The sequence below is a fragment of the Ravibacter arvi genome (genome assembly GCF_039540405.1).
GTDB lineage: Bacteria > Bacteroidota > Bacteroidia > Cytophagales > Spirosomataceae > Ravibacter > Ravibacter arvi.
In genome coordinates this window covers 264,752-276,527 of the sequence record NZ_BAABEY010000025.1, presented here as the reverse complement: position 1 = coordinate 276,527, position 11,776 = coordinate 264,752, and the positions used below count along the sequence as shown (strand labels likewise).

General features: G+C 50.7%; 12 protein-coding genes. 7 read left to right on the top strand and 5 right to left on the bottom strand.

Annotated elements, in window-relative coordinates:
• Window positions 1-26 precede the first annotated feature (26 nt).
• Together ABD852_RS14400 and ABD852_RS14395 are read right to left on the bottom strand one after the other, a co-directional pair.
• Window positions 27-512: a ribosome maturation factor RimP gene (locus ABD852_RS14400; protein ID WP_345030066.1), complete on the bottom strand. Its 486-nt coding sequence runs from the start codon at window positions 510-512 to the stop codon at window positions 27-29.
• A gap of 182 nt (window positions 513-694) precedes the next feature.
• Window positions 695-1,039, bottom strand: a complete 345-nt coding sequence (locus tag ABD852_RS14395) for a hypothetical protein (protein WP_345030064.1) — start codon at window positions 1,037-1,039, stop codon at window positions 695-697.
• A 188-nt stretch (window positions 1,040-1,227) separates the two neighbouring features.
• Between ABD852_RS14395 and ABD852_RS14390 the strand changes: the two genes are divergently transcribed.
• Genes ABD852_RS14390 through ABD852_RS14380 form a run of 3 tightly spaced genes read left to right on the top strand, consistent with a single transcriptional unit; the run spans window position 1,228 to window position 4,021 of the window.
• A complete protein-coding gene (locus tag ABD852_RS14390; RefSeq protein WP_345030062.1) occupies window positions 1,228-2,094 on the top strand; it encodes a lysophospholipid acyltransferase family protein in 867 nt (288 codons plus the stop codon).
• On the top strand, window positions 2,067-3,092 hold the full coding sequence (locus ABD852_RS14385; protein ID WP_345030060.1) for a glycosyltransferase family 9 protein: 1,026 nt from the start codon (window positions 2,067-2,069) through the stop codon (window positions 3,090-3,092). The genes ABD852_RS14390 and ABD852_RS14385 overlap by 28 nt, the downstream gene beginning before the upstream one ends.
• Window positions 3,093-3,130: 38 nt before the next feature.
• Entirely contained in the window at window positions 3,131-4,021 is an 891-nt protein-coding gene (locus ABD852_RS14380) for a carbon-nitrogen hydrolase (RefSeq protein ID WP_345030059.1), read from the top strand.
• Here the strand turns inward: ABD852_RS14380 and ABD852_RS14375 are convergent.
• The gene (locus tag ABD852_RS14375; RefSeq protein ID WP_345030057.1) at window positions 4,018-4,395 is read right to left on the bottom strand and encodes a DUF2116 family Zn-ribbon domain-containing protein; all 378 of its coding nucleotides are present in this window, start codon (window positions 4,393-4,395) and stop codon (window positions 4,018-4,020) included. The two genes, ABD852_RS14380 and ABD852_RS14375, sit on opposite strands and share 4 nt — an antisense overlap.
• Window positions 4,396-4,637: 242 nt before the next feature.
• Between ABD852_RS14375 and ABD852_RS14370 the strand changes: the two genes are divergently transcribed.
• The gene (locus ABD852_RS14370) at window positions 4,638-5,009 is read left to right on the top strand and encodes a single-stranded DNA-binding protein (protein WP_345030055.1); all 372 of its coding nucleotides are present in this window, start codon (window positions 4,638-4,640) and stop codon (window positions 5,007-5,009) included.
• Window positions 5,010-5,079: 70 nt separating this feature from the next.
• The gene (gene dprA, locus ABD852_RS14365; RefSeq protein WP_345030052.1) at window positions 5,080-6,207 is read left to right on the top strand and encodes a DNA-processing protein DprA; all 1,128 of its coding nucleotides are present in this window, start codon (window positions 5,080-5,082) and stop codon (window positions 6,205-6,207) included.
• Window positions 6,208-6,560: 353 nt separating this feature from the next.
• Here dprA and ABD852_RS14360 read toward each other — a convergent pair whose 3' ends face one another.
• Together ABD852_RS14360 and proS are read right to left on the bottom strand one after the other, a co-directional pair.
• The gene (locus ABD852_RS14360; RefSeq protein WP_345030050.1) at window positions 6,561-6,992 is read right to left on the bottom strand and encodes an FKBP-type peptidyl-prolyl cis-trans isomerase; all 432 of its coding nucleotides are present in this window, start codon (window positions 6,990-6,992) and stop codon (window positions 6,561-6,563) included.
• Between the two features lie 66 nt (window positions 6,993-7,058).
• Window positions 7,059-8,534, bottom strand: a complete 1,476-nt coding sequence (gene proS / locus ABD852_RS14355; protein ID WP_345030049.1) for a proline--tRNA ligase — start codon at window positions 8,532-8,534, stop codon at window positions 7,059-7,061.
• 336 nt (window positions 8,535-8,870) lie between these two features.
• On the opposite strand from proS, the gene ABD852_RS14350 reads away from it, so the two are divergent.
• Together ABD852_RS14350 and ABD852_RS14345 are read left to right on the top strand one after the other, a co-directional pair.
• Window positions 8,871-10,157, top strand: a complete 1,287-nt coding sequence (locus ABD852_RS14350; RefSeq protein WP_345030047.1) for a hypothetical protein — start codon at window positions 8,871-8,873, stop codon at window positions 10,155-10,157.
• A gap of 103 nt (window positions 10,158-10,260) precedes the next feature.
• The gene (locus ABD852_RS14345) at window positions 10,261-11,766 is read left to right on the top strand and encodes a UPF0164 family protein (protein WP_345030046.1); all 1,506 of its coding nucleotides are present in this window, start codon (window positions 10,261-10,263) and stop codon (window positions 11,764-11,766) included.
• Window positions 11,767-11,776 lie beyond the last annotated feature (10 nt).

The window sequence follows — 11,776 nt, the reverse complement described above, 5'->3', positions numbered from 1 at the left end:
ATTAATTTCCTGGCAATGTCGCAAAGCTATTTAAAGCTTATCTGAACAACTGTCTTGGTTACTTCACTAAGTGGAATAGTTTTCGATAATTCAGGTTCTGGTTCCCCGGCCTTCGGTTTTTTCTTTGGCTTGGGAAGCTCGATGGTCAATACTTCATCTTCTCCGATGCCGGCTAATTTGCCCGTCACCGTAGAGCCGTCTTTCAGCTGTATCTTCAGTTCCCGCCCCACGTTTTTCCTGTATTGCCGGGGGAGCACAAGGGGCTGGTCAACACCCGGGGACGATACTTCAATATTGTATGCGTCTCCAAATATTTCCCTGGTTTCAATCTGGTGCGCCAGGCGTCTGCTGATTGAAGCACATTGTTCAATCGTTACCCCTTCGTCACTATCTACCAGCACCGTAATATGATGAGCAGACCTTACCGGTTTCACAGTCAGGCTGACTACAAAAAACCTACCGTCTTCCAGGTAAGGCTCCAGCATCGATCCAATCTCTTCCGTTAAAGACATATCACTAATGAAAAAAGGGGCTTATACCCCCTCTTAGATAACCCTAAATTCTTACATCGTTGCAAAAGTAATACAATTTTGTTAAATCACAAAAGCTGCTTGAGGATTGAAAAGAATGTTTTCTGCCTTGGGTAAGCTGTTTTTCAGGGAGTTTTTAAACCAGGCTGCACCGGGGCAGGCGATCAACCCAGCAGCTGCAGGATTTTCAGCCAGAGCTGTGGAAGTGACGGGGCGCCAAACGCCATTACGTAGACCAGTACGGATACGAAAACAGTACCGATCAATAACCATTTTTTCTTCTGCTGATAGGCTGTTCTGTGGTGCACGGATTCATAAACCATATGCGTACCAAAAGCCAGGATCAGAATCAATCCGGAAAGAACCCCGATAACGTCACGGTATTCTGCCAGAATGATCAGAGAAGGTGAACCGGCGACCAGGTAGAGGCACCAGATCAGCATACCCGAACGGTACAGGTAGATGCTGAGCCTGCGATCGTTTTTGATGTCAAAAAGCCCTTCAAACATAACGCGATAAAGAGTTGATGGTCAATGATGAAATCCGTCCAAAGGTAGCGAAGAGGATAGGGATATCCAATTTTTCGCGGCAGGTATGTTTGAAATAGTCGTATTTTTGCCACTGAATCAGATTATTTACAGGTGTGAGGGTTGTTTTTCTCATAATAGGTTTATTATCAAGAAGTTCCTGGAATACATTGTTCAGGATCTCCGATGTGGCCGCCTTTGTTCTTTTCCGGGTGTTGGGCTACAGAAGAAAGGTAATCCGCGAAAATCTACGGCGGAGCTTTCCTGAAAAGACCGGGCGGGAACTGGCCGTTATCCGAAAGCAGTTTTATGTTCACTTTACGGACTTGATTGTCGAAACTATCAAGTTTACCGCTTGTACGCGCGAAGAGGTGTTGTCGCGCATTGTAATGTCCGAAGCTTCTGAACAGGCGCTGCGCCGGATCAAAAAGGGAGGGGTTTGCCTGTTGGGGCACCGCGGGAATTGGGAAATGGCCAATCTTTTTATTTCTGCAAAGAATCTTGTGGAGCCGATCGTTGTCTACAAACCACTTGCCAGTACTTCGTTTGAAAGCTGGTTCAAAAAGCTCAGGACCCGGTTTGGAAGCACCATGGTGCCGATGAAGCAAGTGTACGAAGAGTTGGAAAAGGAACGGGACCACCCCTATGCGGTGTATTTGGTAAATGACCAGTCGCCCAATCCTAAAACCGCGTACTGGACGACTTTCCTGAACCAGGATACGGGGGTTTACCGGGGAGCTGAAATCATTTCAAGAAAGTATGAGGCGGAGGTGTTTTTTTGTGACATCAGCAAAATTGAAGGCAGGCGGGGATGTTATGAAGTGGAAATCATTCCTTTTACCTCGCAACCGTCTTCTTTCCCGCTGAATGAAATTCTCGAAAGACAGATTCGGTATCTTGAATCCTGCATATTGAAGCAGCCGCACAACTGGCTTTGGAGCCACAAACGATGGAAACACCCAAGGCCCGCAAAATTGACTCAGGACCAATTATTAGAAACTTCCGGCGAATGGGAAAGGACAGGACAAAGTTTTTGATCGTCAGGTTTTCGTCGATCGGCGATATTGTGCTGACTACCCCGCTGATACGCTGCCTCAAGCTCCAGTACCCGGGCGCTGAGATCCACTACGTTGTGAAGAAAAAATTTGCGATGGTACTGGCCGACAATCCCTACATCGATCACCTCCACCTGCTTGATGGAAATCTTCGCGACCTGGTTAAGGCTTTTCGCAAGGAGCGGTTCGACTATGTAATTGATCTGCATAAGACTTTGCGGTCTTATTGGCTCCGGATATTGCTCGGGCGGAAAGTGCTGGCTTATCGGAAGCTTTCTGTGGAGAAATTCCTGATTACGCGGTTCGGGATCGACCTGCTTCCGAAAGCCAAACATGTAGTAGACCGGATTCTAGATACCATAAAACCGCTTGGAGTAAAGCCTGACGGAAAGCCGGTCGACTATTTTTTGCGGGAAAGCGATCGGTACGACTGCGGATTGCTGCCGGAAACCCACCGAAAACATTTTGTGGCATTCGTTATTGGCGGGCAGCATTTTACCAAGCGGCTTCCCGAGGAAAAGATACGTTTGATCTGCGAGACGCTCCGGCTGCCGGTCGTACTCCTCGGCGGACCGGAAGACGCCGGAGCTGCACAGCAAGTGGCCGCGGGATTACAGGAAAAAGTTGTTGATTTGTGCGGGAAACTTTCCTTTAACCAGTCGGTTTCGGTGATGCAGCAATCGGCGGCGGTGATCGCCCATGACACGGGATTGATGCATATCTCAGCCGCCTGGAACCAACCTGTGGTGTCGGTCTGGGGCGCCACTTCTCCTGATAAATTCGGAGTCTGGCCTTACCTTGCTTCCCGCCGTTTTGAGGCGCAGGTGCCTGGTCTGAGCTGTAATCCATGCAGCAATTTCGGGTCCGCCGCCTGTCCCAAAGGTCATTTTAACTGCATGCGAAAGCAGGATGCGGCCCTGATTGCTGAAAAGGCAGGGGCACTGATACCTGCCGATTCTCCGGGGTTGGGCAGGCCATGAATGATTTGTATGTTTGCAGGCTAAATCACTAATTGATTATGAATACGGTCAAGATAGGGCTCGTTCAAATGAGCTGTTCAGATAACCTGGAGGATAACCTTAACAAAGCCATCGCCGGGATCCGGGAAGCGGCGTCAGGGGGCGCGAACATTGTTTGTCTCCAGGAATTGTTCCGTTCGCTGTATTTCTGCGATGTGGAATCACAGGCCAATTTTGAACTTGCTGAACCTATTCCGGGGCCTTCTACCCAGGTTCTCGCCGGACTGGCAAAAGAGCTCGGTGTGGTAATTATTGCTTCTCTTTTTGAAAAACGGGCCTCGGGTTTGTACCACAACACCACAGCGGTGTTGGATGCTGATGGGGCATACCTCGGTAAATATCGCAAAATGCATATCCCGGATGACCCCGGATATTACGAAAAATACTATTTCACGCCCGGTGATGCTACCGAAGCCTCTGTCGATACATCGGGGTACCGGGTATTTAATACCCGTTTCGGGGTAATCGGGGTACTGATCTGTTGGGACCAATGGTACCCGGAAGCGGCGCGAATCACCAGCCTGATGGGCGCACAAATACTTTTTTACCCGACCGCCATCGGTTGGGACCTGGAAGAAACCGATCCGGAGATCAACTCGGAGCAATACGATGCCTGGCAAACGATCCAGCGAAGCCACGCCGTTGCCAACGGGGTTTATGTGGTGGCGGTCAACCGGGTCGGCACTGAGGGCGGGCAGCAGTTCTGGGGCGGCTCATTCGTGGCGAATCCCCATGGAAGGCTGCTTTACAAAGCTTCTCATGACCGGGAGGAGGTATATGTACAGGAAATTGATCTCGACAAAATTGCCTATTACCGCAGAACCTGGCCATATCTGCGCGACAGGAGGATTGACTCCTACTCACCCATTCTTAAGCGCTTTATTGATTAGTCCCCCGCCGGCATCGTCCGGACGATGAGGTACCATTGGGGCTCCACCGCAGCATAACCATATTCATAGCAGTAAAAGTAGAGGCGTCCTTTCGGATGCGCAATACTGTGCGTGTGATAACGAAACTGGAACCCCAGGTCCAGCAGCTGGTCCCGGTGGACCTTGGCTTTATCGGTGCGCTCAGGCAGCAGGCTTTCCAGCAGCTTCCTGTTTTTGAGAAGCGCATTATTCACCTTTCGTACGTAATTGGTCAGGCGGCATTTTTGCTGGTTGTTGTAGGTATTCCTGCAGTAGTCGTCGCAAAATTTTTTGTCTGAACGGCCCGCAACCGGTTTTTGGCATAAAAGACAATGCCTTTCGATCGAGTTTATCATGTTGTATGGTACGTATAGTATGAAAAAGCCCCCGGGACAAGGCCAGTGGAGCCGGTGATGAATCCAGCCCCGGGCCGGATTCATCTGTAAAATTAATCATTTTACGATTGTTAACCGTTTGTAAACGCTTGGAAACGGTTACAAACGGTAGTTACCTGTTTTAAGCCTTTTTTATTTTCCAGCTTTGCAGGGTTGGGCCGGAAGGCCTCCTACTATACTTATTAATTAAATCTTATACGACTATGAATGCGCTGCGTAACAAAATCCAATTAATCGGTAATCTGGGTCAGGCTCCCGAGGTGAGAATGCTGGAAGCGGGACGGAAGCTCGCAAAGTTCAGTATAGCGGTCAATGACCGGTACAAATCAGGGACAGGGGAGTGGATAAAAGAAACGCAATGGCATTCGGTCATCGCGTGGGGCAAAATGGCCGACATCGTGGAAACCTATCTCGATAAGGGAATGGAGGTAGTTGTGGAAGGGAAGCTGATCTGCAGGGATTATACCGACAAAAACGGGGATGTGAAGCACGTTGCAGAAATTGTTGCCAGCGATATCCTGCTATTGGGGGAAAGGAGGAAGGGTAAGAAAGGGGTGCATCAGGATGCAGTCTAGAAAATACCGGCGCCGGCAATTTGCCTGCCGCCGGCGATTTCTTCCACCAGGGATTTAAACCGGACTGGACATGCATGAATCATCAGACCAGACACTTTTTTTGCTCGCACTTGCAAAAATGCCCGGGATCGGCGGAGTGACTGCCCGGCAGCTCATCGGGTATTGCGGCGGGGTGAAGCAGGTTTTCGAAGCCGGCTACCGTAAACTGGCGCGAATTCCCGGGGTTGGCGAGCACACGGTCCGGACCGTGCTAAAGCGGGAAACGCTTCGGATTGCAGAAAAGGAAATGACAGATTGTAGCCGGATGGGTATTGCAATCGTCACTTACCTGGACAAAGACTATCCCAGGAGGCTGCTTCCGCTGTATGATGCGCCGCTTGTGTTGTACCTCGAAGGCGGCGCCGACCTGAATACCAGGCGGACGGTGGGTATTGTCGGTACCAGAAGGATAACCGATTACGGGCGAACCGTCACCGATCGGATCGTTCGTGACCTGGCGCCTTTTTCGCCGCTTATCGTGAGCGGATTGGCTTATGGCGTAGATATTGTCGCGCACAGGGCGGCCTTGAAGGCATCTCTCGATACGGTCGGTGTCATGGCGAACGGGGCCGATATGGTGTATCCACGGGCGCATTTTAAAACGGCGGCACAGATGGTAGGCCAGGGCGGGGTGGTTACTGAATGCGGATTGGGAACAAGGCCTGATTTCCAACGTTTTCCGGCGAGGAACAGAATCATTGCCGGTTTGTCCGACGTCCTGATTATAGTCGAGTCGGCTGCCAGAGGTGGCGGTCTGATCACTGCAGAGTTTGCCGCCAACTATCACCGCGACGTCTATGCGGTGCCCGGGCGGTTGGATCAACCTATGTCTGAGGGGTGTAACCGCTTGATCGGCCAGAATAAAGCAGCTCTTTTTGTATCAGTTAGCGAAATGGTCGCCGATCTCCGGTGGGAGGGAGGAACTTTTTCAGGTCAGACCCTGCCGCTTTTTGAAAGCACAGGCAATCGATCTGTTTTTGAAGGGTTTTCAGTGGACGAAAGCCAATTGCTGGCCCTGCTGAAGGGGGGAGATTTTCAAATAGATGAGCTCCAGTGGCAAAGCGGTCTTTCCTCCGGGAAAATTGCCTCGATTCTGCTGAATCTTGAATTCAAGGGCGTGGTAAAATGTCTGCCGGGGAAGAAGTACGGACTGGCATAGGTTTTACGCCACGAATTCACGCGTCTCTATTTTTATTTGTGAATTCTGTATAACGGAGTTACAGATGCGTGATAATGGAACGCATGGCTTCTATTGAATGGGTATCCAAAGATCAGCCTTCGACAGGCTCAGGCGCCGTCCGGATGGTGCCTGCCGGATGGCGGATGCCGGTAGGCGCCTGAGCTCGTCGAAGGCTGCCTACCGGAGGCTGCCTTCGGGATGGCGGGTGAGCCCGTCGAACCCCTTTAACCCAATTTGCCGGATGTCTGATCCTCAACCAGGTCAAAAGCTAAGCGTTGTTTATTTAAATCAAAGCACCAAACGTGCTTCGCTGGAATCCGTGGCGTAAAAATTTAACCAATGGAAACGAGTTCCAGTTCGAAAGTAAGATCTTTTCCAGCCAGTTCGTGGTTAGCATCGAGGATCACGTGCGCGTCGGTAACCTCGCGGATCACAACCGGAATTACCTGCCCGGAACCTTCCTGGTGCATGTTAAGCGTACCTCCAACCTCCAACGGGATGTCGGCCGGGATTTCTGCACGCTCAAACTTGATAATAAGCTCTTCGTTGGCAGGTCCGTATGCTTGTTCGCTCGGGATCAGTATCGTTTTCTTTTCGCCTATCTGCATGCCCGTAACACCTTCGTCGAAGCCCGGTATGACCATGCCGCTGCCTAAAACAAACTCCAGCGGCTCGCGGCCTTCTGAAGAATCAAACTGGTGGCCGTCGGCAAGCGTGCCTTTGTAGTGTACTTTAACTTTATCTCCCTCTTGGGCCTTTGCCATGTCGCTATATTTAAGTGATGTAATAACTGATAAACGTCTCGTCGGCCACTTTGTTGGCCGTTGTGCTTAATATGCCCTTGCAAATACCACTCTCCTGGATGAAGGTTTGCCTGAATAAATGCATACGCCCTCCTCTTCCTGCGCATCAAGCGGAATACAGCGTATAGTTGCTTTGGTCTCTTCTTTTATTTTTTCTTCGGTTTCTGTTGTGCCGTCCCAATGCGCCAAAAGAAAGCCGCCCTGAGTCTCAAGTTTTTCCTTGAAGTCCTCATAAGAGTCAACGCGATGGGTGTTGGCTTCGCGGAAATTCAATGCTTTTGTGAACAAGTTCCGTTGTATCTCATCCAGCAAATCAAGAATGTGCGTTACAATACCTTCGCGGGACCGGGTTTCTTTCGTTTGCGTATCCCGGCGGGCTATTTCCGCGGTGTTGTTTTCCAGGTCCCGCATTCCCATGCCGAGCCTTACAGGCACGCCCTGAAGCTCATACTCTGCAAATTTCCACCCCGGTTTATTGGCGTCGCTGCTGTCATATTTGACGCGGATTCCTTTTGCCCGCAAATCGCTGATGAGGGGCTTTATTTGTTCCGTCAGTTGGTCGAGTTGCTCCTCGTTTCTGAAAATAGGCACGATGACGACCTGGATTGGCGCCAGCTTGGGTGGAAGGACCAGGCCCTGATCGTCGGAATGTCCCATGATCAAAGCGCCCATCAGGCGGGTGCTGACTCCCCAGGAAGTGCCCCAGACGTGTTCCAGTTTGCCTTCTTTATTCTGGAAGGTTACCTCGAAAGCTTTGGCAAAATTCTGGCCCAGGAAATGTGATGTGCCGGCCTGGAGCGCCTTTCCATCCTGCATGAGGGCTTCGATACAATAGGTTTCAACGGCACCGGCGAAGCGTTCGTTCGGGGTTTTGATACCTTTCAGTACAGGAAGGGCCATCCACTCTTCGGCAAAGGTTGCATATACTTCCAGCATCTGTTCGGTTTCGGCTATTGCCTCAGCCGGGGTGGCATGCGCGGTATGTCCTTCCTGCCAGAGAAATTCGGCAGTGCGCAGAAACAGCCGGGTCCGCATTTCCCAGCGAACTACGTTTGCCCATTGGTTAATGAGTAGCGGGAGATCCCGGTAGGATTGAATCCAGTTCTTATAAGTGCTCCAGATAACGGTTTCAGAGGTAGGTCTTACGATGAGCTCCTCCTCCAGCTTTGCTGCGGGATCGACTGTGACACCGCTGCCATCGGGCGCGTTTTTTAGCCTGTAATGTGTTACTACAGCGCATTCCTTGGCAAACCCTTCGACATGGCTCGCTTCTTTGCTCAGGTAGGATTTGGGAATAAACAGCGGGAAATAGGCATTGGTATGGCCGGTAGCTTTGAACATGTCGTCCAGCGCCCGCTGCATGTTTTCCCAGATTGTATATCCGTAAGGTTTAATGACCATACACCCGCGGACGGCAGAATTCTCTGCCAGATTGGCGCGCTTCACCAATTCATTGTACCATTCCGAATAGTTTTCGCTGCGGGTTGGTAACGATTTGCTCATGCGTAAGCAGTGTTAATTTGAATAAAAGCAGTGCCGGCAATCGCCGGCGCCAGAAGGTTGCAAAGATAGTTTTTTATGTTATATTTGTTGAAAGTATTCCGCCCCGGGGTAACGGCCCTGACAAATTCAGGTGGATGGGCGGCCTAAAAAAAATCGGGATTTCCGTTTAAACCTTTTTAGGGTTTTTGGTGTCTATATAGTTAAGAAATTAAAGTGGAGTTGGCAGATGAAGGGGCGAGAGCCTGAAAGTATTGCAAAAGACCCCGGTAAAGGGTTGGCTGCTCACCGCTCGCTCCTTTTAATATGAAGATGAAATTACATAACCAGATAAGTGCCATGACAATACGTTCAATAAAATACCTTTCAGTTGCCGTGCTGTTCGCAGTTAGTGGCTGTACGTATAATCAGTACACCGCCAGCCGCGGAGGTTATGACGATCTTTACGGAGGGAGATACGACGAACCGGCGGTTGTGGCCGGGGAACGATCTGCCCGACGAGCTGATCCCAATGTGAACCCGGACTATCAGGCAGAAGACGCGAGCCCGGAGGTTGTGGATCAGTATTACGACGAGAACTATATTACGGCGCGTAATATCCAGCGAAATACTTCGGCAGAAGTAGGCTATAACGCCGGTTTTACTGATGGCTACTATGCCGGCCGTAACAACGGATTTTTTAACAGCGGTTTTATGGGTGGCATGTACCCGATGTGGGGCTACCCCGGATTTAATGTAGGCTTCCGCCTTGGAATGGGGAGTATGATCAGCCTGGGATACAGTCCTTTCGGATGGAACAGGTGGAATCGCTGGGGAAGTTTCTATGATCCTTACTGGAATTCAATGGCGTGGGGCGATCCCTTTATGTATGGCGGATACGGATATCCTTACTATGGTGGGTTCGGCTCCGGCTTCTACGGTGGAATGTATGGCTACAACCCCTATATGTGGTCTAATTATTACCCCATTATCGTCAACAATTACGGTGAGAGCAGAAATAATTCACGGAATTATGGTCCGCGTGCCAGTGGTAACGCAGTCTCCAGGACTGTTGCCAATTCACGTTCTGTGAGAGAAGGCACTAACAATACGACAGTTAACCGTACGGGTGCAAGAACCGGCTCGGGAGCAAGGGTTTCGGATGGCAGCTATTACTCACGTCCGCGCGCTGCTTCGTCGGCTTCCTCCAGGGTATCGGCAGGAAACAGCAGCAGCCGGGTGGCAGGACCACGTGGAGGCGCCGCGACTAACGGTAATTATTATTATGCCAATCCGGGTTCTAACAGAAGTGGCAGCTACAGTGGTTCCGAAGGTGTGCGTACCAGGAGCGGGGCGGTCTACCGCTCATCTGAGAGTGGCCGTTCTTCTGTGCCGTCATCAGGTTATTCGACGCCGGCAAGAAGCGGAAGGACTTATACTGCGCCTTCCGGAGATTCATATTCGTCGCCATCAAGGAGCTACAATACGCCTTCTCGAAGCTACAGTGAACCGTCGAGAAGCTATAGCACTCCTTCCAGGAGCTATAGCGCACCTTCGGCTCCCTCAAGAAGCTACAGCGCGCCTTCCGGCGGCGGTGGCGGAGGTAGCATGCGTTCGTCCGGAGGCGGCGGCCGTGGCCCCAGATAACACCGGAATTTAACTGATTATGAGAAATACCCTTCAAAAGATCATATTTTGAGGGGTATTTCGTTTATATTAACGTATTGGAATTTGTATTAGATTGAAATCCATGAGACCCTATATTCGTAAAAAACTGGTCCTTGGCACCATTGCGGGCGCTTTTCTGTTTTCCGGAACCCTGAAGGCCCAGTACCAGGAAAATGCACTCAGATTTTCGGAAATTAATGTCAACGGAACTGCCAGGTTTCAGGGGCTTGGAGGCGGACATGCTGCGTTGGGCGGCGATGCCTCTTCAATCACTGCCAACCCAGCCGGCCTGGCTTTTTATTCACGCTCCGAGGTGTCCATTACACCGGGCTTTGAGTCGAGCAAATCCGACAGTCGGTTTCTTAATACGGCAACCAGGGAATCAAAAAACGGCGCTTTTCTGGGTAACGTATCGTTGGTAATTGCGAACCGGAACCGCGGATTTTCGCAATCAAAATGGAAAGGGACCGCTATGGGGGTTTCTTTTAACCGTCAGCAGAGTTTCAGGCGCAGTTACGGCTATGCCGGTAATTCCACGGGCCGTAGGTTCATCGATCATATCGCAAGCAGCGCCAATAGTTTTTCTGATAATGAGTTGAAAGCCGGGTACCGGGAAGACAGTCAGACAGGGGAGATTTACCTGGATTATCTTGAAGGAGTCTATTATAACCTCTATGCATTTGACCCTGAAAGCGATCAGGCAAATGCCCCTTTTGTTCCAACCGAGCGCACCAGCCCGGTGGCCCCGTCGGGGTATGTGGACAATAAAGGAAGCCATTCGCAATGGACCTTTTCCTATGCGGGGAATTATGACGACAAGCTTTATATAGGTGGTTCAATTGGCTTCAGCAGAATTTCCAACAGCCAGAATCAAATGCTTGACGAGCGCTATTTGTCGGGCGAGGTATTTAAAAGTACCCGCTACGAGCAATGGGCAGATATGTCGGGCAATGGTTTCAACTTTACCCTGGGCGCAATCTACAAACTGAACCCCGATTTTCAGTTCGGGCTTAATCTTTCGACCCCTACGTTTATGAGACTTCGTCGCTCCTTGTATGAAAGGGCCTCGGTTGAGCTTATCAAGGCCGACGATCTTCCTACTGTCGGACGCACGAATCCATGGGATTTTGATTATTCCCAAACCGGGCCGTTCCGGGCGTCTCTGGGCGGAACATGGTTCCTGCCCGGCCAACTTGGATTTGTGACCGCCTCAGCCGACTATGTGGGCTATAAAGGGATGAAAATCAGCCACGACCGCGAAGCGGACGGTAGCTGGAATAACCTGGACGGATGGTACAAAAATGTTGTAAATCCCAGGCTGGGCGTAGAAATCCGTCACCAGACTTTCCGCGTGAGGGCCGGGGCCGCTTATTTCGCGGACCCGTTTGCCGGAAAAATTGTGGACATGAAGGAAGATCGTATCAGTTTCTCCGGGGGGATCGGCTACAGGGGCAACAAGTTTTTTGCGGATGCCGCCGTGGTAACCGGAAATCAGAAATTGGGCTTCCAGACTTTTGCGGGATCTGATGCCGGCCGGACAACTTATCGTGACGTCTCAGGATTGTTGACTCTTGGCTTTAACTTTTAACCAGGCTGTG

Bases quoted from the DNA above. Each gene is read 5' to 3' on its own strand.
- ABD852_RS14400 (WP_345030066.1), bottom strand. From the start codon at position 512: ATGTCTTTAACGGAAGAGATTGGATCGATGCTGGAGCCTTACCTGGAA.
- ABD852_RS14395 (WP_345030064.1), bottom strand. From the start codon at position 1,039: ATGTTTGAAGGGCTTTTTGACATCAAAAACGATCGCAGGCTCAGCATC.
- ABD852_RS14385 (WP_345030060.1), top strand. From the start codon at position 2,067: ATGGGAAAGGACAGGACAAAGTTTTTGATCGTCAGGTTTTCGTCGATC.
- ABD852_RS14380 (WP_345030059.1), top strand. From the start codon at position 3,131: ATGAATACGGTCAAGATAGGGCTCGTTCAAATGAGCTGTTCAGATAAC.
- ABD852_RS14375 (WP_345030057.1), bottom strand. From the start codon at position 4,395: ATGATAAACTCGATCGAAAGGCATTGTCTTTTATGCCAAAAACCGGTT.
- ABD852_RS14370 (WP_345030055.1), top strand. From the start codon at position 4,638: ATGAATGCGCTGCGTAACAAAATCCAATTAATCGGTAATCTGGGTCAG.
- dprA (WP_345030052.1), top strand. From the start codon at position 5,080: ATGCATGAATCATCAGACCAGACACTTTTTTTGCTCGCACTTGCAAAA.
- ABD852_RS14360 (WP_345030050.1), bottom strand. From the start codon at position 6,992: ATGGCAAAGGCCCAAGAGGGAGATAAAGTTAAAGTACACTACAAAGGC.
- proS (WP_345030049.1), bottom strand. From the start codon at position 8,534: ATGAGCAAATCGTTACCAACCCGCAGCGAAAACTATTCGGAATGGTAC.
- ABD852_RS14350 (WP_345030047.1), top strand. From the start codon at position 8,871: ATGACAATACGTTCAATAAAATACCTTTCAGTTGCCGTGCTGTTCGCA.
- ABD852_RS14345 (WP_345030046.1), top strand. From the start codon at position 10,261: ATGAGACCCTATATTCGTAAAAAACTGGTCCTTGGCACCATTGCGGGC.